Annotated in this window: 19 protein-coding genes and 5 tRNA genes; 6 read left to right on the forward strand and 18 right to left on the reverse strand. The window is 27.5% G+C overall.

Annotation, left to right across the window (positions count from 1 at the left end; genetic code table 11):
• Positions 1-48: 48 nt before the first annotated feature.
• Genes EJJ37_RS13795 through proB form a run of 3 tightly spaced genes read right to left on the reverse strand, consistent with a single transcriptional unit; the run spans position 49 to position 2,620 of the window.
• The gene (locus tag EJJ37_RS13795) at positions 49-495 is read right to left on the reverse strand and encodes a GNAT family N-acetyltransferase (protein WP_133016164.1); all 447 of its coding nucleotides are present in this window, start codon (positions 493-495) and stop codon (positions 49-51) included.
• Positions 496-544: 49 nt separating this feature from the next.
• The gene (locus EJJ37_RS13800; RefSeq protein ID WP_133016165.1) at positions 545-1,789 is read right to left on the reverse strand and encodes a glutamate-5-semialdehyde dehydrogenase; all 1,245 of its coding nucleotides are present in this window, start codon (positions 1,787-1,789) and stop codon (positions 545-547) included.
• Between the two features lie 24 nt (positions 1,790-1,813).
• A complete protein-coding gene (gene proB, locus EJJ37_RS13805; RefSeq protein ID WP_133016166.1) occupies positions 1,814-2,620 on the reverse strand; it encodes a glutamate 5-kinase in 807 nt (268 codons plus the stop codon).
• 297 nt (positions 2,621-2,917) lie between these two features.
• Here proB and EJJ37_RS13810 point away from each other — a divergent pair, with 297 nt between their 5' ends.
• Complete coding sequence (locus tag EJJ37_RS13810; protein ID WP_133016167.1) at positions 2,918-4,294, forward strand: YjiH family protein; 1,377 nt, start codon at positions 2,918-2,920, stop codon at positions 4,292-4,294.
• Positions 4,295-4,381: 87 nt separating this feature from the next.
• Here EJJ37_RS13810 and EJJ37_RS13815 read toward each other — a convergent pair.
• The 3 genes from EJJ37_RS13815 to EJJ37_RS13825 form a co-directional block, all read right to left on the reverse strand.
• Positions 4,382-4,456, reverse strand: a tRNA-Glu gene (locus EJJ37_RS13815).
• Between the two features lie 130 nt (positions 4,457-4,586).
• A complete protein-coding gene (locus EJJ37_RS13820) occupies positions 4,587-6,281 on the reverse strand; it encodes an ABC-ATPase domain-containing protein (protein WP_133016168.1) in 1,695 nt (564 codons plus the stop codon).
• A gap of 3 nt (positions 6,282-6,284) precedes the next feature.
• Positions 6,285-6,857 carry a DUF1836 domain-containing protein gene (locus EJJ37_RS13825; RefSeq protein ID WP_133016169.1) on the reverse strand — a complete coding sequence of 191 codons (573 nt, stop codon included), beginning with the start codon at positions 6,855-6,857 and terminating at the stop codon, positions 6,285-6,287.
• Between the two features lie 220 nt (positions 6,858-7,077).
• Between EJJ37_RS13825 and trhA the strand changes: the two genes are divergently transcribed.
• Together trhA and EJJ37_RS13835 are read left to right on the forward strand one after the other, a co-directional pair.
• Positions 7,078-7,725: a PAQR family membrane homeostasis protein TrhA gene (gene trhA, locus EJJ37_RS13830; RefSeq protein ID WP_133016170.1), complete on the forward strand. Its 648-nt coding sequence runs from the start codon at positions 7,078-7,080 to the stop codon at positions 7,723-7,725.
• 267 nt (positions 7,726-7,992) lie between these two features.
• Entirely contained in the window at positions 7,993-9,582 is a 1,590-nt protein-coding gene (locus tag EJJ37_RS13835) for an ABC-F family ATP-binding cassette domain-containing protein (RefSeq protein ID WP_133016171.1), read from the forward strand.
• 26 nt (positions 9,583-9,608) lie between these two features.
• Here EJJ37_RS13835 and EJJ37_RS13840 read toward each other — a convergent pair whose 3' ends face one another.
• Positions 9,609-10,169, reverse strand: a complete 561-nt coding sequence (locus EJJ37_RS13840; protein ID WP_166484772.1) for a TetR/AcrR family transcriptional regulator — start codon at positions 10,167-10,169, stop codon at positions 9,609-9,611.
• 207 nt (positions 10,170-10,376) lie between these two features.
• Here EJJ37_RS13840 and EJJ37_RS13845 point away from each other — a divergent pair, with 207 nt between their 5' ends.
• Positions 10,377-11,267: a phosphatidylserine decarboxylase gene (locus tag EJJ37_RS13845; RefSeq protein WP_133016173.1), complete on the forward strand. Its 891-nt coding sequence runs from the start codon at positions 10,377-10,379 to the stop codon at positions 11,265-11,267.
• A gap of 13 nt (positions 11,268-11,280) precedes the next feature.
• Here the strand turns inward: EJJ37_RS13845 and EJJ37_RS13850 are convergent, their stop codons facing one another.
• The 3 genes from EJJ37_RS13850 to EJJ37_RS13860 form a co-directional block, all read right to left on the reverse strand.
• Positions 11,281-12,414 (reverse strand): Card1-like endonuclease domain-containing protein, encoded by a 1,134-nt coding sequence (locus EJJ37_RS13850; protein WP_133016174.1) that lies wholly within the window; start codon positions 12,412-12,414, stop codon positions 11,281-11,283.
• Between the two features lie 101 nt (positions 12,415-12,515).
• Positions 12,516-12,590 (reverse strand) — tRNA-Arg (locus tag EJJ37_RS13855).
• 69 nt (positions 12,591-12,659) lie between these two features.
• The gene (locus EJJ37_RS13860) at positions 12,660-13,439 is read right to left on the reverse strand and encodes a DUF1189 family protein (protein ID WP_133016175.1); all 780 of its coding nucleotides are present in this window, start codon (positions 13,437-13,439) and stop codon (positions 12,660-12,662) included.
• 179 nt (positions 13,440-13,618) lie between these two features.
• On the opposite strand from EJJ37_RS13860, the gene EJJ37_RS13865 reads away from it, so the two are divergent.
• Positions 13,619-14,821, forward strand: coding sequence for a L,D-transpeptidase family protein (locus EJJ37_RS13865; RefSeq protein WP_133016176.1), 1,203 nt, complete (start codon positions 13,619-13,621; stop codon positions 14,819-14,821).
• Positions 14,822-14,952: 131 nt separating this feature from the next.
• Positions 14,953-16,293 carry a CCA tRNA nucleotidyltransferase gene (locus EJJ37_RS13870; protein WP_133016177.1) on the forward strand — a complete coding sequence of 447 codons (1,341 nt, stop codon included), beginning with the start codon at positions 14,953-14,955 and terminating at the stop codon, positions 16,291-16,293.
• 98 nt (positions 16,294-16,391) lie between these two features.
• Here EJJ37_RS13870 and addA read toward each other — a convergent pair whose 3' ends face one another.
• The 8 genes from addA to EJJ37_RS13910 form a co-directional block, all read right to left on the reverse strand.
• Positions 16,392-20,147, reverse strand: a complete 3,756-nt coding sequence (addA, locus tag EJJ37_RS13875) for a helicase-exonuclease AddAB subunit AddA (protein WP_133016178.1) — start codon at positions 20,145-20,147, stop codon at positions 16,392-16,394.
• 2 nt (positions 20,148-20,149) lie between these two features.
• Positions 20,150-23,581 (reverse strand): helicase-exonuclease AddAB subunit AddB, encoded by a 3,432-nt coding sequence (gene addB / locus EJJ37_RS13880; RefSeq protein WP_133016179.1) that lies wholly within the window; start codon positions 23,579-23,581, stop codon positions 20,150-20,152.
• Positions 23,582-23,591: 10 nt separating this feature from the next.
• Positions 23,592-24,110, reverse strand: a complete 519-nt coding sequence (locus EJJ37_RS13885) for a GNAT family N-acetyltransferase (RefSeq protein WP_133016180.1) — start codon at positions 24,108-24,110, stop codon at positions 23,592-23,594.
• A 138-nt stretch (positions 24,111-24,248) separates the two neighbouring features.
• Entirely contained in the window at positions 24,249-25,190 is a 942-nt protein-coding gene (locus EJJ37_RS13890) for an ROK family protein (protein WP_133016181.1), read from the reverse strand.
• Between the two features lie 187 nt (positions 25,191-25,377).
• Positions 25,378-25,470, reverse strand: a tRNA-Ser gene (locus EJJ37_RS13895).
• Between the two features lie 5 nt (positions 25,471-25,475).
• A tRNA-Ser gene (locus EJJ37_RS13900) sits at positions 25,476-25,566 on the reverse strand.
• A gap of 88 nt (positions 25,567-25,654) precedes the next feature.
• Positions 25,655-26,212, reverse strand: coding sequence for a beta-class carbonic anhydrase (locus EJJ37_RS13905; RefSeq protein ID WP_133016182.1), 558 nt, complete (start codon positions 26,210-26,212; stop codon positions 25,655-25,657).
• A 93-nt stretch (positions 26,213-26,305) separates the two neighbouring features.
• Positions 26,306-26,396, reverse strand: a tRNA-Ser gene (locus tag EJJ37_RS13910).
• Positions 26,397-26,465 lie beyond the last annotated feature (69 nt).

The raw sequence follows: 26,465 nt of genomic DNA on the forward strand, positions 1-26,465 counted from the left end.
TCTACTACTATATGATATGTATTGACTCTTGTATTTGTATACTATTTTTTATAATTCTATTTTCATTTTAACGTGAGGAATGTTTACCTCATTATAAGTATCAGATATAACTTTGAATCCTACACTTGAATACATTTCTTTTACATACTCCTGCGCAGATAGTACCACTACATTTTCATCTAAATTATTTTTAATAAATTCTAAACATGCTTTCATCATATTTTGTGCTATACCCTTTCTTCTATGGCTATTAAGCACTAAAACCCTACCGATTGAAATATTTTCATATCCAATTCCTCTAGGTACAATTCTACTGTAAGCAACAACTCTTCCATTTTCCTTTAACATTACATGATGACATAGCTTATCTTTATCATCAAAGTCTTGCTCTTCAGTAATTTCTTGTTCACAAACAAAAACTTCGAACCTTGACTTTGCAATCTCATACATTTCATCAACTGTTAATTCGTTAAACTTCTTTATTTCAAACTTCATAACCTTTCCCTCCTTTTTATATGAAACTCTCTATTCGCTTCGCTCATAGTTATCTTATTTGACCATTTCCATAGATAATATATTTAATAGTAGTAAGTTCTTTAAGCCCCATTGGCCCCCTTGCATGAAGCTTTTGAGTACTAATTCCTATTTCCGCTCCAAATCCAAACTCTTCACCATCTGTAAATCTAGTTGATGCATTTACATAAACTGCTGCTGCATCTACCTTTTGTAAGAACTTTTGTGAATTCGCATAATCTTTAGTAACTATAGCTTCTGAGTGGCCTGAACCAAAGTGATTAATAAGAGTAATAGCTTCATCTATATCCTTAACTACTTTAACACCAATTATATAATCTAAATATTCATTGTACCATTCTTCATCATTTGCCTTTATTATTGATGAATCATATGCAATAGAAGATTCATCTCCTCTAACTTCAACTTCTTTCTCTCTTAAAGCCTTTAAAATTATTGGCATAAACTCCTTAGCTATCTTTTCATGAACTAATAATTTTTCAGCAGCATTACATACAGATGGTCTTGAAGTTTTTGCATTTAATACTATATTCTTAGCCATTTCAAAATCAGCATATTCATCAATATATATATGACAGTTACCTGTTCCAGTTTCAATTACAGGTACAGTTGCATTTCTAACTACAGCTTGAATAAGCCCTGCTCCTCCTCTTGGAATTAAGACATCTATATATTCTTTTAATTTCATCATTTCAGTTGCAACTTCTCTGCTAGTATCTTCCACCAATTGAATTGCATCCTCTGGAAGATTTACAGCTTTAAGTCCCGCTCTTAAAACTTTAACTATAGCCTTGTTAGAATTAATAGCTTCACTTCCGCCTCTTAAAATAACTGTATTTCCAGCTTTAAAACAAAGTCCTGCAGCATCACTTGTTACATTTGGTCTTGCTTCATATATTATTCCTATAACTCCTAGAGGAACTCTTTTTTGTCCTATTTGTAATCCGTTAGGTCTATTCCACATTCCTAAAACTTCTCCAACAGGATCTGGAAGTGATGCCACCTGTCTTAGTCCATTAGCCATGCCTTCTATTCTTTCTTCATTTAATTTTAATCTATCAAGCATAGATTTAGACGTCCCTTTTTCCACTGCTGCTTGTAAATCTATTTTGTTGGCATTAATAATTTCTTCCTTATTATTAACTAAAAAATTAGCCATTGTATTTAAGCCTTTATTTTTTTCATCAGTACTTAAATTCCCTAATATAAAAGAAACTTCTTTAGATTTCTTTCCTTTAATAATTAATTCACTCATTCATATTTAACTCCCCTTTTATAATTATTTTCTTATAAACAATGTTCCAATTTCTTTTCCCTCAGTAATATCTAATAATATTGATGGATTATCTCCATTAGCTAATATCATATTACATCCTGCATTTATAGCTCTTTTCGCTGCTGTTAATTTTGTAGCCATTCCACCTGTTCCAAGTGAACTTCCAGCTCCACCTGCGCATGCTTCTAATTCTGGTGTAATTTCTTCTACAGTTCTTATAAGTTTAGAATTTGGATTCTTTCTTGGGTCTGAATCATAGAATCCATCTATATCAGATAATATAATTAACAAGTCTGCTGATACTAATTGTGCAACTATCGCAGATAAATTATCATTATCACCAAATCTAACTATGTTTTCTATTTCATCTATGGCAACAGTATCATTTTCATTAACTATTGGTATTATTCCATTCTCTAATAAAGTTTCAAATGTATTAACAACATTTTCTCTTATATGATCATCTTCAACAACATCTCTTGTTAAAAGAACTTGACCAACAACATGACTGTATTCTCCAAAGAATTTACTATATATATGCATAAGTTCACATTGTCCTACTGCTGCTACTGCCTGCTTTTCTTTTATACTTGTTGGTTTTTCTTTTAATTTCAGTTTATTAACTCCAACACCAACTGCTCCTGATGTAACAAGTACCACTTCTTTTCCTGAATTCATTAAATCTGATAGAACTCTTGTTAATTTTTCGATTCTTGTTAAATTTATATTTCCATTATCATAAGTAAGAGTAGAAGTCCCTACCTTAACTACTATTCTATTGCATTCTGTTATTTGATCCCTATAATCCATTTCACTCATCTCCCAAATCTTAGCTTGTTATTTTTATATTATAATTATCTTTATTACTATTTACCATAAAAATTTCCCTTACATTTATCCCCTCATATTCCTTTTAAAATGATTTATAACTATAAAATTGAATAAAAATATTATAAAATTAAATATTTTTGCATAAAAATTAAATTTTAGAAGGTTTTTCTAAGATTTTATGCATAAAAAACTATTGATTTTTAATATTCTTGCATTTACAATGAACATAGCTGAATAATCATAAAAATTTATTTGTATAAATATAAAGGAGATAAAATGGAGATTTCAAAAATTAACCCATTTAATGATAATAAAGTTACCTTAAAAGATAACTTAAAATTTATAGTTCCTTCTATAATTGGTGTCTTATTATTTATGATTCCAATAAAATACGAAGGTGATGTAACAATTCCAATTGCTATTTTTTCTGGAATGTTAGTAGATTTTCTTGGTGAATATTTAGTATATATAATTACTGGAACATTAGCTATATCAGCTATACTTAGTTTAATAACTACATTATTTAAACCTAAATTTATTACTAATAATAAATTATTAAACTCACTTTTTAGTACTACACCTTTATGGTTAACATCTAGGGTGCTTGGAGGAATATTTGGAGTTCTTGCAGCATTTCAAATAGGACCTGAAATGATAATAAGCGCAGATACTGGTTCATTTGTATTGCATGATCTTTTAACTGTGTTATTTTCTATATTTTTATTTGCAGGATTATTCTTACCACTATTACTTAACTTTGGCTTACTAGAGTTCTTTGGTGCTTTACTAACAAAAGTAATGAGACCTGTATTTAAGTTACCTGGTCGTTCATCAATCGACTGTATCACTTCTTGGTTAGGTGATGGTACCTTAGGAATAATGCTAACTAACAAACAATATGAAGATGGATTTTATACTGAAAGAGAAGCTGCTACTATAAGTACTACATTCTCTGCAGTTTCAATTACATTTAGTTTAGTTGTAATAAATACTGTTGGACTTGGAAATATGTTTGTACCATTCTATTTAACTGTTACATTTGCTGGTATAGTTGCAGCAATAATAGTTCCAAGAATTTATCCATTATCAAAAAAGAAAGATACTTATTACAATGGTAAAACTAAAAAATTAGATGAATCTATCCCTGAAGGATATACTTCTTTATCATGGGGATATGAACAGGCTATAACAAAAGCAAGAAAAAATTCTAATGTAGGTGAATTCTTCGCTGATGGTGCTAAAAATGTTTTAGAGATGTGGATTGGAGTTCTTCCTGTTGTTATGTGTATGGCAACAATAGCTCTTATAATAGCCACTTATACTCCAGTATTTAAAATTTTAGGATTACCATTTGTTCCAATACTACATTTATTACAAGTACCTGAAGCACTTCAAGCTTCTCAAACATTAGTTGTTGGGTTTGCTGATATGCTATTACCTTCAGTTGTTGCTTCAACAACAATAACTAGTGAAATGACAAGATTTATAGTTGCTGCAGTATCTGTAACTCAACTTGTATATATGTCTGAAGTTGGTGGTGTTTTACTTGGATCAAAGATTCCAGTAAACATAAAAGAATTAATCGTAATATTTATAGAAAGAACATTAATAACTTTACCTGTTATAGTTTTAATTGCAAATTTCATTTATTAAAATACTTAAGCTGTCTTTTAAAGACAGCTTATTTTATTTTAAATAAAAAAGGAGCAAACATAATGTTTAACTCCTAAATCCTTGATATGGTGACCTGTAGGGGAATCGAACCCCTGATTTCACCGTGAGAGGGTGACGTCTTGACCTCTTGACCAACAAGCCATTGTAAATTATTTACTTTACAATATTAATATTACCACATCTTATAAAAATATTCTAGTTATTTTTTACATTTTTAAAAAAATATTTAATTTTTAAATATTTTTTCAATAACCTTTTTCATTTATCCATATTAATTTTTAATTTTTAGATTTCTAAATCTGTTATAGGCACTTATTAATTCCTGTTTTCTGACAGTAGCGAGACTTCCATATCCACCTTTTGTATTATCAATATTAATAAGATTATTATTTATTTCTTCAATCATTTTATCTGTAATTTCAATTAAAGTTAAATTTTTTCCCATTAACTTATTTTCAACATATTTCATTATGGCACCTATAGTATTTAATTGTTCAGTATCTACAATCTGCTCAACAGCCCTTAAATCTATATTATCTCTATTAATAGAAAGTCCATCTTTTCCTAAAGTTTTTATCTTAACACCTTTAGGTCCAGATTCTATAGTTCCTTTAAGTATTATTCTATTAAAATTTATATTAATATCTAAGTCTTTATTATATTTCTTATTACTTTTACTTAAAGATTTAGCCTTCTCTGTAACTTCAAAAGGTTCATAATTATCCATTTGAATAACTAGATCTGCAATATCAAAAAAATCTCCTGAACTTCCAGCCACTAATATAGTTGATATACCTTTTTTATTATAAAGACTTCTTGCAACATCAATAAATGGAGTTATTGGTTCTTTATCCTTTACTACAAGCTGCTGCATAATGGTGTCTCTAATCATGAAGTTAGTTGCTGAAGTATCTTCATCAATTAAGAATACTCTTGTTCCACTTTCAATTCCTTCAACAATATTAGCTGCTTGAGATGTACTTCCACTTGCATTCTCTGTATAAAACTTCACTGTATCTTTTCCATTAGGCAGATTATTTATAAATAATGATATATCAGTTTTAGTTATTGCTCTTCCATCTTCAGCTCTAACTTTTAAAGCACTATCATCAGTAATAACAAATTCTCTACCATCACCTTCAATATGATTATATACACCAAGTTCTAATGCTCTAAGTAATGTTGATTTACCATGATATCCACCACCAACTATAAGTGTTATTCCTTCTGGTATTCCCATTCCTTTTATAATTCCTCTATTTGGTGTATTAAACTCTATTTCTAACTCCTTAGGCGATATGAATTTCTTTGCATCTTTTAATGGTTTTTGTGAAACTCCACTTTCCCTTGGCAAAATAGAATTATTAGCTACAAAGGCAACTAATTTTCTCTTTTTAAGTTCACCTCTAATAAACTCTTGATCTTGAACTAAATTTATTCTTTCATTTAAAGCTTTATTATTTATATTAGTGTAAATTAAAGTATTCTCTACTATATTAGGTAAAATATTAAATAATATCTTTTCTAATTCATATGATAATACACTTCTTCCTTTAGCCGGAAAACCAACATAAAATCTTGCTTCAATTTTTTCATTATCTATTATTATTGAGGTTCTTTCTAATATTTGTTGTGGACATCTACTTATTTCTAAAAGCCCACTCTTACCTGATCCAAATATTTTTTCACCATATTTATATATATTTTTACTAAATAATCTAGTTAAAAAATCACATAGTGCAATTTTCTTATATTTCTCATTAAATAATTGCCCTGGAAATTTATTAATATTATCTTCTACTATTACTCTAACTCTTGATGGTGATGCAAATGGATCTCCTTGAACATGATCTATGCTTAATACATAGTTATCAAATTTATATTGACCCTCTAAATCTTTATATGACTTATATCCTCGTCCATTGATTCTATCTAATTCTCTTTTTAAATCCCTTGAATTTTTCATATACTACTCCTGTTCAGTGAAGAACTCATCGATTAACTTCTCACTCATTCTTCTATACATATTACTCATATTTACTAAAGAACATAACAATAAAAATCTTTTTTCAAATTCACTATTTAATACTTTATTTTCATCAATTTTATTATTTATATTCTCAATTTTATTAATAACATCTTCTCTAAAATTATTTTCATCATTTACGCATTCATCTAAAAAGCAAGAGTATAATTCTCTTAGTGGATAATTATCTTCCTCTGGCTTATTTATAATTTCATCTAAAGAAAGCTTTATATCATTGATAGATAATGCCCCTTTTAAATTATAAATTAAAGACATTAATATTATATGTTCTTTTGAATATTTCTTATTTTTTATTGGTAATAATAACTTTCCTTTAGCATAATTATTAATCATGGTTTTTGTTAATATCTTCTCATCTTCATTTCTTTTTTGATCACTTAACTTTGATTCAAATAATTGTATTACTTGATCCATGTATAAATCTATTTCCGGTATTTCATCCAATTTTATATTACTTTCTAATTTCAAATCATTTAATATATCTAGTATATTCATAGTATCCTCCAAGTAGTTTCAAAAACTATATCATATCATCTCTACATTTAATAATAATAGCATTTACTAATATTTGCAAGAATATTTAATCTAATTGATGATAATTTCCTTAAATCACCTATCATAAACTTTGACTATTTTGCATATATAATAAATAATATTAATATAATATCACGTAGTTTTGTAAACTACATGATAGATTGAGAGGTGTTTTTTCTATATGCATAAAAAATTAAGAGAACCTATTAACTCTATTACTCATCTTGCTGGAGCTGGATTATCTTTACTTGCTTTAATAGCAATGTTAATTAAGGCTATATCCTCAAATTCTTCCAGTATTGCAATATTATCTGTGACTATTTTTGGAATTAGTTTAATTCTTTTATATACAACTTCAGGAACCTATCATGGAATAATGTCTAGTGAAAAAGTAATTTCTACTTTTAAAAAACTAGATCACTCAATGATTTTTGTTCTAATTGCTGGATCTTATGCTCCGTTCTGCTTGCTTTCTATCGGTGGCAAATTTGGTATTACAATGTTTCTAATAATGATTACTCTTGCTATTGCAGGAATTATATTTAAACTTTATTGGTTTAATTGCCCTTGTTGGGTTGATAGTGCAATGTATATTGGAATGGGATGGGCTGCTTTATTTATGATTAAACCTTTAGCTGCTATTTTACCTGGAATAAGTTTATTTTTATTAGTTCTTGGTGGAATCCTTTATACAATTGGTGGAGTTATTTATGCTACTAAATCTAAGAGGCTAACTATAGGAAATTGGGGGTTTCATGAAATATTCCATATCTTTATATTGCTTGGCAGTTTAAGTCATTTTATTTGTGTATATACTTACGTAATATAATTAAATTTTATTTATGAGAGATTTATATAATGAATGATTTAAATGAATATTTAGTTTAATCTTTTCTTAAAAATACCTGCAATAAATAATTATTGCAGGTATTTTAATATTCCAAATAAAATATTATTTAGATATATAAAATTTTACAATGATTTTTTTTGCAGAATTCACACTAATTCACTCCCTCAATATTGCATATTTTCATGAAAATATAAAAACTTTGTGTTATAATATCGGGAGAATAAGAAATGAAATGAGGTATGTTGAGTGATAAATGTTTTAAATGTAAGTTTAAGATACGGGTCTCGTAAATTATTTGAAGACGTTAATATCAAATTTACTCCTGGGAATTGTTATGGTGTTATTGGTGCTAACGGAGCTGGAAAATCTACATTCCTAAAAATATTATCTGGAGAAGTTGAGCCAAATACTGGTGAAGTTATAATTGCTCCAAATACAAGAATGTCTGTTTTAAGTCAGGACCATTATAAATATGATGAATTCCCTGTTTTAGAAACAGTTATAATGGGTAATGAAAGATTACATACTATAATGAAAGAAAAAGATGCTTTATATGCTAAACCAGACTTTTCAGATGAAGATGGAATTAAAGCTGCTGAATTAGAAGGTGAATTTGCTGAATTAAATGGTTGGGAAGCTGAATCTGAAGCATCATCTTTATTACAAGGTTTAGGAATCGGAACTGATGCACACTATAAATTAATGTCAGAATTAACTGGTGCTGAGAAAGTTAAAGTATTACTTGCTCAAGCTTTATTCGGTAACCCAGGAATATTAATCCTAGACGAGCCTACTAACCACTTAGATATTAAATCAATTAAATGGCTTCAATCTTTCTTAGGTGACTTTGAAGGTACAGTTATAGTTGTATCACACGATAGACATTTCTTAAATGAAGTTTGTACTCACATGGCTGACGTTGACTTCGGTAAGATTAAACTATATGTTGGTAACTATGATTTCTGGTATGAATCAAGCCAATTAGCTACTCAAATGGCTAAAGACCAAAATAAGAAAAAAGAAGAAAAGATTAAGGAATTACAAGACTTTATCGCTAGATTTAGTGCTAATGCTTCTAAGTCAAAGCAAGCAACATCTCGTAAAAAGTTATTAGAAAAAATTACTTTAGACGATATTCAACCATCAAGCAGAAGATATCCATTCGTTGGATTTAAACCTGAAAGAGAAGTTGGTAATGATATATTAGTAGTTGAAGGATTATCTAAAACTATTGATGGAGTTAAAGTTTTAGATAATGTAAGCTTCAGAGTAAATAAAGATGAAAAAATTGCTTTTGTAGGAAATGAAATTGCAATTACAACTTTATTTAAGATAATAAACGGAGAAATGGAACCAGATGCTGGTGAATACAAATGGGGAATCACTATAACTAAAGCATACTTCCCTAAAGATAACTCTGAATTCTTTAACGATTGTACATTAAGCTTAGTTGACTGGTTAAGACAATTCTCTGAAGAAAAATCTGAAAGTTATATCAGAGGTTTCTTAGGAAGAATGTTATTCTCTGGAGAAGAAGCTTTAAAACAAGCTAACGTATTATCTGGAGGAGAAAAAGTTAGATGTATGCTTTCTAGAATGATGCTTTCTAGTGCAAATGTATTAATTTTAGATGGTCCTACTAACCACTTAGACCTTGAATCAATTACAGCTGTAAATAACGGATTAAAAGATTATAACAGTAATGTATTATTTGCTTCTCATGACCACCAATTCGTTCAAACAGTTGCAAATAGAATTATAAGAGTAAATGATGACGGATCTATCTTTGATAGAACTATGACATATGACGAATTCTTAGAAAAATTCGGTGAATAATAAAAGAGCCAGCTATACTGGCTCTTTTATTTAATTACTAAACCATCAAACATTATATCTACAATATTTTTCATGGTCTCTTTATACTCTAACTTTTCCTTATGTAAATTATCATCTTCAATTAAAATTCTAATACTACCAATTAAAACACTTTTCATAAGATATAAATTTACTTTTTTAATCAATCCCTCTTCAATACATTTATTCGCTAGTATTTCTGTTGGTTTCCAGCCTATATCTAATCTATTAATTATTTTTTCATAGATATTAGGATAAAATTTCTTTATTTCATGTATTTTTGTATAATCAATAGTATTATAAGAAGTTGGAATTATTGTTAATAATCCCTTTAACTTGTCTAAATCATCTATACTATTATCTTTAATTATTTCTTGTCCTTGTTGCTTAATTGAATCAAATACCTCATCAACTAATAAACTTAGTAATGTTTCCTTACTATCTATATTTTCATAAAGTGTTCTTTTACTAACCCCTAATTTGTTAGCAATATCATCCATCGTAAATTTAACGCCTTTTTCTCTAAAAATATCTATCGTTGCATTTATTATTTTTATTTCCAAGCTCATATCATCCTCCATAACCTAATAAACTATTTCATATAGATTTATTCTATAGCTTTACCTTTATAGTTTCAAATAATTTTTCTATTATATTAATGTTAATAAACTATTAAAAGAAAATATGTTAATATATTATAAGAATATTATTGTATTTTCATTTATAATAAATAATAACAGTTTTCTTAATCACAATAATTAATATGAGGTAAATTTATGATACAAGTTTATAATAGAAAAACAAATAAATATGATACTGAGAATGTCGCTGGCGAAAAATACATAAAGTGGGCTTATGAATCACCCCTAGGTAAAGGCTTTGTTGAATTATTTATAAAAAGAAAGTTTTTTTCTAAATTATACGGTAATTATTGCGATAGTAAATTTAGTACCAAAAAAATTAATTCTTTTATTAAAAACTTTAATATTGATACTGATATATTAACTAATGATCCATCTGATTTCAAAAGTTTTAATGACTTCTTTATTAGAAAACTTACTCCAGAAGCTAGGCCTATTAATAAAGATAAAAATATCTTAATCTCTCCTGGTGATGGACGTTTATTAGCTTATACTGATATTGATATAGATTCTTTAATTCAGGTAAAAGGAATTACTTATAGCCTATCTGAATTAATAGAAGATAATCCTATTGCAAATGAATACGTTGGTGGTACTTGCTTAGTTTTAAGGTTATGTCCTACAGACTATCATAGACTACATTTCATTGATAATGGTGTTGCAGAAAAATCAAATATAGTTAAAGGGAATTATTACTCTGTTAATCCTACAGCTTTAGAGAGAATTCCTAAATTATATTGTCAAAATAAACGTGAATGGTCTATTTTCCATTCCGAAAACTTTGACGATGTAATTCTTATAGAAGTAGGTGCAACTTGTGTTGGATCTATAGTTCAAAGCTATGAACCAAATAAAAAAGTTGCTAGAGGTGATGAAAAATCATACTTTAAGTTTGGTGGTTCTACTACTATTCTTTTCTTTAAACCAAACACTGTAAACATAGATGATGATATCCTTATTCAATCATCCTTTGGCTTTGAAACAAAAGTTAATATGGGAGAAAAAATAGGAGAAAAATTTAACTAAAGTGCCTTGCACTTTAGTTATTTATTATATCCTTAACTTCCTTAACGAATTTTTCTTCATTTCCATCAAAAATAATTAAATGAATTCCCATTTCTTTTGCTCTTATTTTTACTGGAGATTTTATTGGCTCTTTTGTTGCTACTAATATTTTATAAGAATTTTTTCCTCCAAATTTAGAAGCATACACATTTAATTCATTTAATGCCATTTCATTATATTTATCACTATCTTTACATGAAATAAAAATTGGAACTGAATCCTTTACTGCTACAACATCGAGCTCATTTCTAACAGATTGATTTTCATCATTCCATAAAAACATTACGCCATTCTTTGCTTCATCCACCTCTTCAATACTGTTAATCAATTTATTTGTTTCTATTTCTAACCATGTTCCACTTTTGAATATAAATGCCTTTAGATAATCATTATTAAAATTAACAGTTATTTTATCATTTTCTTTCCTATAACTAATTTCATTCATTTCTTTAAATTTAGATAATATTTTATCTAATAAATTAATTTCTTCATTCTCTAAAGCTTGTGTATGAATATAAATTTTTTGCGGTTCATTGCTATCATGCTGGAATATACTCGCTTCATATAATTGTTGTTTATACTTATGCCATAATTCTAAGTTATTAGATATCTTTTCAGAAAAATAAATCAAATCCTTTTTATTACATAATTCTGAAGAATCTTCAACAATTTTTCCGCCTGAAGCCTTAACAATATCATCAATCTCCAAATCTTCAAAAGTTTTTTCACATATTATTATATTTTCTTTAAATTCATACATAATTTGCTTCTTAATATCTATATATAGTGCTGTAAGCTTTTCTTTTATACATAAATCTAACAAAATTAAAGAATTTATTCTTTTTCCCCCTGTTAAATTAAGTAGAATATTTTTATCTTTTATGCTTTTTATTATTTTTTCTAATTCTTCTTTATCTCCTTCTTCAACAAGAAATTCTTCAATTTTAATTTTTCTAAAATTTTTTTCATAATATAATCTAAGTGTTTTCATCTTTTCTTCAGAGTCTTTATCCTTTATAAAATAGACTACACTTGGATTAAACTCTTGAGTTGCTAGGATATTACTTTCATTATGCTCATCTACTTGATTTATTAATATATCAATCATATATCTATACCTCTTTATTTTAACTATAAAGATAGTTTTCCTAGTAACATAGAATTTTATAATAACAAAAAAAGAACTGTTGAAAATCAACAGTTCTTTTATGGCAGAGCGTAAAGGAATCGAACCCTTAATGCGCCGTCCGTAGCGGCGTGTTATATCCGTTTAACTAACGCTCCATAGTGTTAACAAGACTATGTTAACACAAAAATTATAATTTATCAACAATTAAAATTTTTTACATTTAATTAATTACTTTCTATACTTCCATTTTCATTATAAAAAGATATATAATTTAATCCAAACATTAATATAATGCCCCCAACTAAAATAGAATATCCACCAATTGGATATATTAAATTAATTATTGCAGGTAATGTAACAGCATATAATGAAAGATTAAACAACTTTCCATACTCCATCTTTCTATTTGTAATTAGATTACTTAATAATCCTACTAATGATATTATTAATGCATATATTATTAATTGCACAAAACTAACAATTATCATAATCGGAATAACTATATATTTAACTATATCAACTTTTTCTAATGTGGCGATTATGAAACTATTATCAAAATCTATCTTATCTAAACCTATATCAGAATATTTATATACCATATCTTCTGATCCACTCTTAATCATAAATCCGTCTTTAAGTAATACAGTTACTATTTCTTTATGAACTGTAATACTTCTCAAAGATTCTAAATCTCCTATTCCTTTATTCGTATCTATATATAATAACGCTTGACCTTCCTCCTCTTTTATAGGAGATGTCTTAAAGTCTAATAATCCATCCTTCATTTCAAATTGAACTTCATCTTGATTTAAAATCATTTTTGTAGTCTTTTCCAATCCTGAAATAATTACAGCACTCATGGCTCCTTGAATAACTCCAATAATCAAAGAAAGTACTAATACATATAAAAATGCCTTACTTATTTTCTCTTTATATAAATAAACATATTTCTTAGGGCTAATACTAAAAATAAATTTATTTCTCATTTTTAATTTATCCTTCATTACTCCTCCATAAATCTAATTAATTATTATTAAATTTAATATTAAGTTAGCTTTTCATACTTTGATTATAACATATTTTTCTAAATTCTCTTATGTACTTTTTGTAAATTTGCTTACTATAGGTTTAAAAATAAAAGAAGTAGTCAATTATTAATAATAAAGCATAAGGAGGTATTTAATTGAGAAATTTATTTCGAAAACCTAAAAAAAGTGTTTTTAAATTTATTACAATTATTTTTGCTGGATTATTACTAGTATTCGCTGCTAATTACTATATAAATTACAAATACTCTTTAATTACAGATGACTTTTTCTCGAAATTTAATAGTTGTGATTTTACTGCTGCAAAAGACGTCATTACAGATGATAATATTTATTTAAAATTAAAAAAGAAAACTTTAAATAAAGACTTAAATACTTATTTTTCGTCTGTAGTAAAAAACTTGTGCGATTCTGTTTTGGATAATGAAGATAGTAAATCCAAGGCTCTAGTAGTTTTAAATGAAATTAAGAGTTATAATATATTGAGTTCATCATTGAATAAAGTAATAATTTCATTAGATGATACCTATATTCCAGAAAGTGACTCTGATTATAAAGCAATTTTAGATTTAGCTTTAGATAATTATAATAATGGAGATTTTGCTATAGCTATTAACTTATTAAACAAAATACCTGATTCTTCAAAATATTATAGTGATGCAACTAATTACATAGAGAAATGTATCACTGATTATAAAGATAATTTATTCAAAGAAGCTGATGATTTGGTTAAGGATGATTATTATACTAAAGCTATAAATTTATTATCTAATGCTGATACTTCTATAATCACTGAAGATGATGCTGATATTAATAATAAAATTGATTCCATAGCTGAGGCTAAAGAAAATTATCTAGCTTCTATAGGTGCTAATGATAGTCAAAATTCAACTTTAACTTCTAATCAATTGCTTCAATCAATTACTAGTAGTAACATAAACACTTTAAACATAGAAAGCTTAACTCCATATTTAATATATGTAAACTTATCTGAACAAATGACATATGTTTATAAAGGAACTATGAATAAATGGGATACGGTTAAATCATTTACTTGCTCTACAGGCATAGCTGATGAAAAGACACCAACTGGAATTTTTGATGTTCGTGAACGTGGAGATTGGTTCTTTTCAGATAAGTATCAACAAGGTGGAAAGTATTGGGTTCAATTCTATGGTGATTACTTGTTCCACTCTGTTCCTTATAATGAGGACCAAAGCGAGGTTGTAGATAATACTTTAGGTACTCCAGCTTCTCATGGTTGTATTAGATTAAAAACAAATGATGCTAAATGGATTTATGATAATATCGAAGCTGGTACAAAAGTAATAATTAATTAAATCTAAAAGCTATATATCAAATTTATTTAAATATAGATTTGATATATAGCCTTATTTTTTTACTATTAACTTTTTACATAATCTTTATGATAAAATATATTAATAATACTTATTTTTAAAGGATGATTTTTATGTTTATTAATATACCTAATAATGTTCAATTTATTATAGATACATTTTATAACAACAATTATGAAGCTTTTATGGTTGGTGGATGCGTTAGAGATTGCTTACTTGGTTTAACACCCAAAGATTACGATATAACAACATCTGCTTTACCTAATATAACAGAATCACTATTTGAAAAAACAATCCCAACTGGAATAAAACATGGAACAGTTACTGTTGTATTAGATAATGAAAATTTAGAAGTTACTACTTACAGAACAGAAGGAAATTATTTAGATAATCGTCATCCTGAATCTGTTGAATTTGTTTCAAATATAAAAGAAGACTTATCAAGACGTGATTTTACAGTTAATGCTTTAGCTTATAATAATAAAGAAGGTCTTATAGATTATTTTAATGGAATAGATGATATAAAAAATAAAATAATTAAAGCTGTTGGAGATCCTAATAAAAGATTTCAAGAAGACGCTTTAAGAATGTTACGTGCAATTAGATTTAGCTGCCAATTAGGCTTTGAAATTGATGAATTAACATATTTAGCTATAAAGGAAAACTATAAGTTAATAAAAAACATTAGTATTGAACGTATTAGAGACGAATTATGTAAAATATTAATTTCTAATAATCCTTGTGATGGTCTAAACTTACTTAAAGATACAGGAATATTAGAAATAATTATTCCTGAAATTTATAGCTTAGTTGGTTACACACCTCTTTGTAATAACCATAATAGAGATGTTTTTAATCATACATTAAATGTAATAAACAATACCTCAAGTAATGACTTAATTTTACGATTATCAGCTCTTTTCCATGATGTTGGTAAGCTTAATACATTAAAACAATTGCCTAATGGTCATTGTTACTTCCCTGGTCATGCTCAAGAAGGTGCAATAATATGTAAGCCAATATTATCAAGACTTAAATTTGATAATACTACTATAGATAAGGTTTCTAAAATTATTTATGATCATTTAGTTTTAGATGTAAATTATATGCCTACAGATGGTGAAATTAAAAGATTATTAAGACGTGTTGGAAGTGAAAACATATTTACACTTTTTGAACTTCAAAAAGCAGATATAAATTCACTATGGGACCCAGTTCCTTTCTTAAAGAAAGTTAATTATATCTCTGATAGAGTAAAATTAATACTTAAAAATAATGAACCACTTTACATAAAAGATTTAGCTGTTACTGGTTCTGATTTAATGACACATTTAAATATTAAACCTGGAAAACTTATTGGCGAAATACTAACATTTTTATTAGAAAGTGTTTTAGATGATAAAAATTTAAATAATAAAGAAAGCCTTTTAGAAATAGCTCAAAACTTTCTTTAGATTATGTATAAAAATCTAATTAGAATTTTAACACCTAAAGTCCAATAATATAATTACTTGGACTTTAGGTGAATATACTCTATATAATATTTTAAAAGTTAAATTTCCACTAAAATTTCTCTATCTATTCCGAATAAGTAAAGATAACTTTCTTTTACTCTTTTCTCTGTTATCTTCTCTAAAGCATCCTTATAATACTTAAGTTGAGCTCTATATCTTTCAATTATTTCATCAACTTTTCCTTCTTCAACATAATCAGTCTTATAGTCTAAAAGGACTATTCCATCCTCTTCCTCAAAGAAACAATCCATTATTCCTTGAAGTCTAATCTTTTCATCTATATAAATATCTTTATTTAATTCAGGATCATATTCTACACTACTTAATTCAGTAAAGAAAGGTAGCTCTCTGCTTACTAATCTACCTTCTTTATAAGCTTTCAATAATCTCTCTCCTAATTTACTGTTAAAGAAATTATATATTTTCTTATACCATACAGAGGAAGCTTCCTTTTCTGTTAGTGAATTATCTAGTACCATTTCTTCTATTTGTGTTTTAATTTCACCAATTGTGCTTACCCTATCATAATTCAATCTTTGCATAACATAGTGAATTACAGTTCCTCTTTCAGCTGCAGATAATCCCCTTTCTTCTTTTAAAAATTTAGGTTTTAAAACTTCTTTCTCTTTAAATACTTCTACAGTGTCATGCACCTCATCACCATAAGTAAATTCTTTTTTCTTTAAATCGGAAACAGAAATATTACTTGGTAGCATTGCACCTTCTATAAATTTATATTTATAGTCAAGCCTTCTGCTTATTTCTTTATCCACAACAACATTTTTAGAAGTTATAAACAGACTATCATCTTCAATTTTATCCACAGGCTCTAAATTTTTATCCACTGTTAATAAGTCTTTTGTCCAGAATTTGATATTCCATGTGGAAAAGTCACTTGTGATTAAGTCTCTAGTAGCACCGGTAACCTCTCTTAATTTTTCTCCACAGGTATGTTTACACATAGCCATAGCAATCCAATCTAAATAGGATTTTCCTTTTAAAACTTCAGAAGGTAAAATTATATTATCATCTAATGAAGCTGATGATATCCAACTATTAATTGCTTTTTCTAAATTACTAGTTGCTCCAGTAATAATTAATTTTTCCTTTGCTCTAGTAAATGCAACATAAAGTATTCTCATTTCTTCAGATAAAGTTTCTAATCTTATTCTTTTCTTTATAGCCTCTTTTGCTAAAGTTGAATATGAATTTCTAGTTTCTAAGTTAACATAACTAGGTCCAAAACCTAATTCTTCATGATATAAAATAGAATTTGATAAATCCATTAAATTAAACTGCTTACCCATTCCACTAGTAAATACTACTGGAAACTCAAGCCCTTTACTCTTATGAATACTCATAATTCTTACTACATCTTCATTTTCTCCAAGGACTTTCGCACTTCCCATATCTCCTGAAGACTTTCTTAATTTATTAATAAAGTTTATAAAATTAAATAATCCCTTAAAACTAGTGCTTTCATATTGTTTTGCTCTTTGGAAAAGAATTTTTAAATTTGCCTGTCTAAGCTTTCCATTAGGCATTGCTCCAACATACCCATAAAATGCAGTATCCATATAAAGATACCATATGAATTCATCTATTGGAGTATATATCGCTCTTTCTCTCCACTTAGATAAGTCTTCAATAAAATTATTACATTTAAACTTTAATTCCTCATTTACTTCATAATTTCCTTCATGGACTTCTTTTATTATTTCATAAAAATATAAATCTTTATTTAATAATCTTAAGTCACTTAATTCTTCAGCAGTAAATCCACATATAGGTGATCTTAAAGTTGCTATCATAGGTACATCTTGAAGTGGATTATCTATTATCTTAAGTAAAGACATTATAGTTCTAATTTCAATAGATTCAAAATATCCACTACCAGTATCAGCATATACAGGAATACCTTCAGATCCTAATTCATCTAAAAATATTTCTGCCCAATTTTTTGTTGCTCTTAAAAGAATAACTATATCCTTATATCTAACATCTCTATATTCATTAGTATCCTTATCAAATACCTTGAACTTTTTGCCATCTCTAGTTTCAAATAACTCATGTATTCTCTTTGCTACTATTTTGGCTTCAAGAGTAATAGCATCTATATCTTCTTCCTCTTCTTTACTTCCATCTTCACTATCTTCATCTATAAATTCTTCTTCCTTAACAATACCTGACTTATCTAATATATGAAGCTCAATTTCGCCTCCTACGATTGCTTCTTCATCATTACATTCCTTAAAGCTTGCACCTAAGTTCAATGCTTCTTCATCAGTATATTCAAGTTCACCTACTGTATTAGACATAACCATCTTAAATATATAGTTTACGCCTTCAATTACCTCTTGCCTACTTCTAAAATTTTTATATAATTGAATCTTCCTATCTTTACTTCCATCCTCTAAAGAATATCTATTATATTTATCTAAAAATAACTCTGGTTTTGCCTGTCTAAATCTATATATACTTTGCTTAACATCTCCAACCATAAATACGTTAGATTCTTCATATCTTCTTCTTGAAACTAAATCTATTATAGTTTCTTGAACATTATTAGAATCTTGATATTCATCTACTAATACTTCATCAAAGAACTCCATAAAATGTTCTGCAACTTTAGATGGTACAATATTATTATTTTCGTCCTTATCAATTAATATTTTTAAGCAAAGATGCTCTAAGTCATTAAAATCCAGTATATTTTTTTCTCTTTTCTTCTCATCAAATCTCTTTGAAAATTCAAGAGTTATAGTTGCTAAAGTCTTCATAAAAGGATATACACCTATTATTCCATCTAAAGCCTCTTGTGGAGTAAATTCAAATGTACTTTCAATTAATGATTTTATTTTTTTCTTAACTGAATCTCTTATACTCTTAACTGAATTTTGAGCATTTTCATCAGAAACTTGATTCTTCTTAACTGTCTTTAACTTAATAAATGAAATAGAATTTAAAGCAATATAAATATCATTTAAACCACTATCTAAGCTTTCATAAGCCCTTAATAAATTATCATAATCACTATTAAAAGCATCTAAATATGGCTCTAAACCATCAGTATCATTAATTATTTCAATAGCTTTTCTATACATATTTAAGAATCCATTTAATTCAACTCTTAAACTTTCCTTTAGCACCTTTACCCATTCACTCTTATCAAGCTCTTCTAAAGTGCTAATATTAAAAGCTTCAGCCTTCTCTATCAACCATTTTTCTGGCCAAGGCCCACTCATAGAAAATCTATATAAAGAAAGTATCATTTCCTTTAACTTTTCATCATCTTTAGACCCACTATATGCTTCTATTAGTTCTTTAAACTCTTCATTATCTTCTTCATAGTACTCTTCAAAAAGCTCTTCAATTATTTCATTTTTCATTAAAGTTGCTTCTGTTTCATCACCTATTCTAAAGCTAGGATCTAAATCAATAGTATAAAAATAATTTTTAATTACATCTAAACAAAAGGAGTGCATAGTAGTAATATTAGCTCTACCTAATAAGGTAAGTTGCCTTTGAAGATTTTTAGAGTTAGGACTTTTCTCTAAGGCCTTTGATATAGCTGCTGCTATTCTCTCTCTCATCTCTGATGCTGCTGCACTAGTAAATGTAACAACTAAAAGCTTATCAATATCTACTGGATTTTCTTCATCTGTTATTATTCTTATAATTCTCTCAACTAAAACAGCTGTTTTTCCTGAACCTGCAGCAGCTGCTACTAGCAAATTACATCTTCTTGTTTCTATAGCTTGAAGCTGTTCATTAGTCCATTTAGTAGCTCCCATATCTATTCATCCTCCTCCACTTTTACTTTATTACTCATTGCATTCCATAAATCATCTTTTTTCTTTTTTAATATTATTTTATATTTATTATCTTTTATTGAAGTATCAAATTGACATATTGATGAATAATCACAGTAATCACAATATGTTACTTTTGATGATTTACATGGTTCTATCTTAACCTCACCACTAAGCATTTCTTCGCATATTTCAATCATTTTATCATTAACATATTTTCTTAATAATTCAAACTGTGATTCTGTTACTACAGAACTAGTACTTGTAAAATCTCCATCCTTTTTAAAAGCAGCTGGAATAATAAGTGAGTATGTTTCCATATCTCTATCCATTGATTTAACAAGCTCCACATTCTTTAATAACAATCCATCCATTTTTAACTTCTTTAATACCTCAACTTGAATCTCTTCCTCTGTTAAGGCTTTCTTTGACTTAATTATTGGATTATCAATTTTAAAATATAATATACCACCTGGCATACATTGTGTTTTTAAAATTTGCTCTGAGTTCTTTAGTATGGCATCTAAGTAAACTAATAATTGTATTTGAAGACCATAATATAACTCATTTAAATCAAAACTCTTAGAGCCAGATTTATAGTCAACAATTCTTATATATGTTTCTCCATTTAAATCAACCTTATCAATTCTATCAACTCTACCTTTTAAATATACTGTTTCCTTTGAAGGTAATTCTAATTTTATTGGATCTGAATCTTTAAAATCTCCAAAATCAAATTCACTTTTGAATATATCAAACTCACCTTTTCTCATTTGTTCTGATATTACTGTTACAGATTTAGTAATAGTCTTTTTGAATCTTTCTGAGAAATATTGATACTTTTTATTACTATTTAATATAGAATTAGTTTCATTTTTAAGCTTACTATTAACAAGCTCATTAACTATTTCAGCACATTTATCCTTTGTTAAATCGCCCCATAATATATTTTCTTTTCTTATTTTATTTGTAAATTGGTCTAATATATCATGCATAAATGAACCTAAATCTGGTGCAGTGAACTCGTATACCTTTCTATCTTTAGCCTTTAACCCATATTGAACATAATAGCTAAAAGGACACTGCGCATATTTTTCTATTCTAGAAACACTAAACATTAATCTTCCATTATCATTGCTATACAGCCTTTTTATTTTTTCTCTTGGTATCTTTTCAACTAAATTAGTATAGTTTAATCCATTGAAGATAATCTTAGTTCTATCTTTAAATTCTTCATTTTCTTCAAACCACTTAAATGTTTCTACCCAATATGCTTCAATTTCTTCCTTTTCATATTCTCTTCTTAATGCTTCTATAAGTTCATTAAATGTTGGTACTGGTGCAGTTATATTATGATATTTATCATTAAATAAATTATTATTAAATATTTCACTTTCTTCCTTTAATCTAGGCAAAATCTTTTTTAATCTAGGTATTATTATTGAAGGTCTTAATGATTTTCCCTCGAAATCTGCCATTGGATAAGTAATCATTAAATAATTTGAAGGTATTGTTAATGCCGTATAAACCATGAACTGCTCTTCAAATACTCTACTTCTTGTATCACTAGCAAGTTCGATTCCCATACTCTTAAGTTCAATTCTATCTTCATCAGATAATATACCCTCATCTTTATTAGCCGATGGTAAAACCCCATCATTAGCTCCTACTATATAAAGTGCCTTTACATCTCTACCTTTTATTCTAGCTATATCACCTATATTTACTTGATCTAAAGCCATAGGAATTACACCAATTTCTTTTTCTTCAAATCCTGATATTAATATCTTAGAAAAAGTCTTTAAATCAACTACTTCATCTCCTAATACTTCTACAGCTTGATCTAACATATCCATTACTATAGCTGGAACTTGAGTATATTCCTTAATTTTATCTTGCATTCCTTTATTATTAAAATCATCAAGCCATTTATCCATAGTTTCAAAAGCATTTATTTCTAATAAAAACTCATATAAAGCAGTGCAATACTTTCTTACTGTAACATCACCTTTTATCTTATTATATAAATTAATTATTGGTCGCCTGATTTCTTCCATATACTCAAAGATTTCAATTTCTTCTTGAGTTAGCTCCTGATCTTGAGATGTTAATAAATCTCTAGTCCATTTATATCCCTTTATTCCATTAGCTAAAATATAATTTTCTAATTTATCAATAAAATTAGTTTCTAATGTTATAAGTCCACTTTTTACATATTTAAATACACTTTCATAAGACCAATTGGTAACTAATATTTCTAATACTGATATTATTAATACTACTAATGGATTGCTTAATATTTCCCTTTTCTTATCTAGGAAATATGGAATATTATACTCATTAAATATAACTGAAGTTATTTTATCGTAACTATCAATCTCTCTACAAACAACAGCAATATCCTTATATCTATATCCTTTATCTCTAACAAGCTTTAATATATCTTGTGCTACCCATTCTATTTCAGAATAATTATTATTTGCTTTATATAATCTTATATCTTTACAATCATCTTTATATATTTTAAAAGGGTAATTGAAGAAATATTTTTCTATATGCCCTAACTCTTTACTATCTTTAAATCTATAAATATTTTTCTTATTTAAATTTACAGGCTCTTTATAGGAAATATTATTTTCCTGCATCATTTTTAAAATTCTATTTTCAGTATTTTTTATTACGTCAAATATATCAGTTTCACCTTCAGTAAACTGAATCTCCCCATCACTACATAAAGTAATGTTTACATTCTTACATTGTTTAGCTAATACCTTTAGTACCTCTAACTGCTGTGGAGTAAATGTTGTAAATTCATCTACCCAAATTTCAGCATCATTATATAAATCACATTCCTTTAACTTTTTAGCTAAAATAGATAATATATCTTCAGAGTCTATATATCCTTTATGCAAACTTTCATTAAAGGTTTCATAAATAGAAGCTAAATCACTTATCTTTTCTTTTAAGTCCTTATTTTCTATTTCTAATTCTTTTTCCTTTAATATTTCCTCGGAAATATTATATTTTTTAAATTCAGTAATTGATTTTGATACTATTCCAACAAATCCTTGTTGCTTACTTATTCTATTAAAATATTGAAGTTCTTCACCTTTATCCTTTAATAGTTTATAAATAAGCATATTCTTTCCTGAATCTTCTATTACATTAATTGCTCTTCCACCACATTTATCAAAAACTCTTGTGGCCATTCTCTTGAAGCTTAAAACTTCAGCTCTAAGTAATGCCCTTTCCCCTATATATTCTAATAGCTTTTTTTCAGTTTGAAATGTATATTGATCAGGTACTAACATTATTAACTTATTATTCTTATCATTAGTTAACTTTTTCTTTATTTGATTTAAGCAATAATAGCTTTTTCCTGAACCAGCTCTTCCAAAAACAAATCTAATTCCCATATGCAACTCCTTAAGCTTTAAATTCCTCTTTTAATAACCCCATTACAATGGTATCTAAATATTCCCCTTTATAATAATATTGCTTCCTTCGTATTCCTTCTTCAACAAATCCACATTTTTTATAGCATAGCACTGCAGCTTCATTATTTCTAACTACTTCAAGTTCAACCTTATGAGCTTTTCTCTTGAAAAATAAATACTTTAAAATAGCTTTTATTGAATCTGTTCCATACCCCTTTCTCCAATACTTTTTACCTATAGTTAAACTAATACTATAAACATTTCTTGAATAATTATCTTCTGAATAATTTATTACTCCAACTATAGTTCCCTGTTTATTAATTATTACATAACTTCTTTTTGAAGGTATATTTAAATATTTTAAATGTTCAATTATATATTTCTTTGATAATACTCCATATTGATAACCATTATATTTTAATACTTCACTATCTGAGCATAAATTATAAGCTTCATCAATATCTTCTTTTAATATCTCTCTCAAATATATTTTATCTCCATAAATCACATTAATCCCTCCCCATAATTAATGATACTATTATTTTGAAAGTTTTTCTAATTGCTAATTATTATAAATTTTTAAATAAAAAAACTACAATACATAAAGATTCTCTCTTCATATATTGTAGTTTATTATATATCTATATTATCTCTCAGTAATAGCTAAAGCTGCAGCACCTAATACTCCTGCTTTTCCACCTAATACGGCCTTTTCAATTGTACAATTTTCAACGAATGCAGCCATACATCTTTCTTCAACAACATTTCTTATAGTTTCAATAACTATATCTCCACCATTAACTACTCCACCACCAACAACAACTTTTTCTGGATCAAAGTTTGTTATTGTATTAGCTACAGCAATTCCAAGATAAGTTAATGAAGTGTTTAATATATTCTTAGCAACTCTATCTCCATTTGCAGCTTCTTTAAATACTTCTTTAGCTGTAACATTCTCATAGTTCTTTAATGAAGTTACAACATTACTTAATACAGCTTCTTTAGCTCTCTTACCAATAGCTGTACCAGACCCTAAAGCTTCTGCACATCCTAAGTTTCCGCATCCACATCTTGGACCTTCTGTAGCAACAGTCATATGTCCAACTTCTAATGCGTTTCCTGTTGACCCTCTAAATAACTTACCATTTAATACAGCTCCTCCACCGATTCCTGTACTTGCTGTAATAAATACCATGTTTTCAGTACCTTTTCCTGCACCAAACATAAACTCTCCTAATGTTGCTACATTAGCATCATTATCTAAATAAGTTGGTAAATCATATGTTTCTTTTATAGTTTTAACTATTGCAAAGTTTTTAAATGGTAAGTTTGAATTTTCAATTATAATACCATTCTTTACATCTAATGGTCCTGGAGAACCGATTCCAATTGATTTTATTAAATCTTTATCAGTTCCATCTATAACATAATTTATAGTATCTATTATTCTTCCCATAACAGCTTGTTCACCTTCATGAGCTAGTGTTTCAACTGTTTTTTCTTTTATAATATTTCCTTCTAAGTCTACTAAAGCAGTGTAAATTTTAGTTCCACCTAAATCAACACCTACAACATATTTCTTTTCCATTTATTACCCTCCCACTGAAAAGTTATACTACTTTGACTATTAAAAGTATACCATTTAAAAATTACGTTTACAATTATTAATTATGGAAAATATGGAATTAATTCATTTATTTATAAATTAATGTACTAGTATTAATTACACTTTCTTTTATATACCAAAAAAGCATCTAACTAATGTTAGATGCTTTTGGCGGAGAACAAGGGATTCGAACCCTCGCACCAGTTTTATCCAGCCTACTCCCTTAGCAGGGGAGCCTCTTTAGCCACTTGAGTAATTCTCCACTTATGGCGGAGAGACAGGGATTCGAACCCTGGGTACGCTCACACGCACGCCGGTTTTCAAGACCGGTGCCTTAAACCAACTCGACCATCTCTCCAAAACAAGATTAATTATATCAATGACAATTAATTATGTCAACACATTTTTAAAATTTTTTTTATTTTTTTTTATTTTTTTTTATTTTTTTATTGATCTTTAATTATTACTTCTAAACTGCCTGTTTCAGGATCCATTATTAATCCATGTACCTTTATTTCTTTAGGTATTAATGGATGTTTTTTTATTAAATCTACACTTTCTTTTACTGAATCCTCTACAGAATCAAATCCATGTAACCATTTATCTATATTTATTCCTGAATTATTTATTGTATCTATGGTTTCTTTTGAAACACCTCTACTAATTATCTTATTAATAATTTCTTCTCCATTAATATTGCTCATACCACAATTTTTATGACCAATTACTAGTACTTCATCAGTATTGAACTCATAAATGGCAACTATAATACTTCTTATAATACTTCCAAAAGGATGCATTATAGTAGCACCTGCATTTTTTACTATTTTAGCATCACCATTTTTTAAATTAAGTGCTTTTGGTAACAATTCTGTTAGTCTTGTATCCATACAAGATAATATTACTAATTTCTTTCCTGGATATTTTGTGGCTTTATATTGTTCATATTCTTTATTTTCTACAAACAATTTATTGTATTCTAATATTTCATCTAATTTATTCATAATATACCCCAACTTATAAAAATTTTATTTTATATTTTTCTATTACTATAACTTTATATATAAAAAAAGCTCCTAGCGTTTGCTAGAAGCTTTTGGCGGAGAGACAGGGATTCGAACCCTGGGTACGCTCACACGCACGCCGGTTTTCAAGACCGGTGCCTTAAACCAACTCGACCATCTCTCCTCGGAACAATTGTTATTATATCAGTGCTAAAATATTATGTCAACACTTTTTATAAATTTTTTTAAATTA

This window comes from Clostridium cuniculi (genome assembly GCF_004353185.1).
Lineage (GTDB): Bacteria > Bacillota > Clostridia > Clostridiales > Clostridiaceae > Clostridium > Clostridium cuniculi.

What these genes read in the sequence shown, in the direction of transcription:
- EJJ37_RS13800 (WP_133016165.1), bottom strand. Translation starts at nt 1,789, where the DNA reads ATGAGTGAATTAATTATTAAAGGAAAGAAATCTAAAGAAGTTTCTTTT.
- addA (WP_133016178.1), bottom strand. Translation starts at nt 20,147, where the DNA reads ATGGGAGCTACTAAATGGACTAATGAACAGCTTCAAGCTATAGAAACA.
- EJJ37_RS13860 (WP_133016175.1), bottom strand. Translation starts at nt 13,439, where the DNA reads ATGAAGGATAAATTAAAAATGAGAAATAAATTTATTTTTAGTATTAGC.
- EJJ37_RS13905 (WP_133016182.1), bottom strand. Translation starts at nt 26,212, where the DNA reads ATGAATAAATTAGATGAAATATTAGAATACAATAAATTGTTTGTAGAA.
- trhA (WP_133016170.1), top strand. Translation starts at nt 7,078, where the DNA reads ATGCATAAAAAATTAAGAGAACCTATTAACTCTATTACTCATCTTGCT.
- EJJ37_RS13820 (WP_133016168.1), bottom strand. Translation starts at nt 6,281, where the DNA reads ATGAAAAATTCAAGGGATTTAAAAAGAGAATTAGATAGAATCAATGGA.
- EJJ37_RS13810 (WP_133016167.1), top strand. Translation starts at nt 2,918, where the DNA reads ATGGAGATTTCAAAAATTAACCCATTTAATGATAATAAAGTTACCTTA.
- EJJ37_RS13870 (WP_133016177.1), top strand. Translation starts at nt 14,953, where the DNA reads ATGTTTATTAATATACCTAATAATGTTCAATTTATTATAGATACATTT.
- addB (WP_133016179.1), bottom strand. Translation starts at nt 23,581, where the DNA reads ATGGGAATTAGATTTGTTTTTGGAAGAGCTGGTTCAGGAAAAAGCTAT.
- proB (WP_133016166.1), bottom strand. Translation starts at nt 2,620, where the DNA reads ATGGATTATAGGGATCAAATAACAGAATGCAATAGAATAGTAGTTAAG.
- EJJ37_RS13840 (WP_166484772.1), bottom strand. Translation starts at nt 10,169, where the DNA reads ATGAGCTTGGAAATAAAAATAATAAATGCAACGATAGATATTTTTAGA.
- EJJ37_RS13795 (WP_133016164.1), bottom strand. Translation starts at nt 495, where the DNA reads ATGAAGTTTGAAATAAAGAAGTTTAACGAATTAACAGTTGATGAAATG.
- EJJ37_RS13825 (WP_133016169.1), bottom strand. Translation starts at nt 6,857, where the DNA reads ATGAATATACTAGATATATTAAATGATTTGAAATTAGAAAGTAATATA.
- EJJ37_RS13850 (WP_133016174.1), bottom strand. Translation starts at nt 12,414, where the DNA reads ATGATTGATATATTAATAAATCAAGTAGATGAGCATAATGAAAGTAAT.
- EJJ37_RS13890 (WP_133016181.1), bottom strand. Translation starts at nt 25,190, where the DNA reads ATGGAAAAGAAATATGTTGTAGGTGTTGATTTAGGTGGAACTAAAATT.
- EJJ37_RS13845 (WP_133016173.1), top strand. Translation starts at nt 10,377, where the DNA reads ATGATACAAGTTTATAATAGAAAAACAAATAAATATGATACTGAGAAT.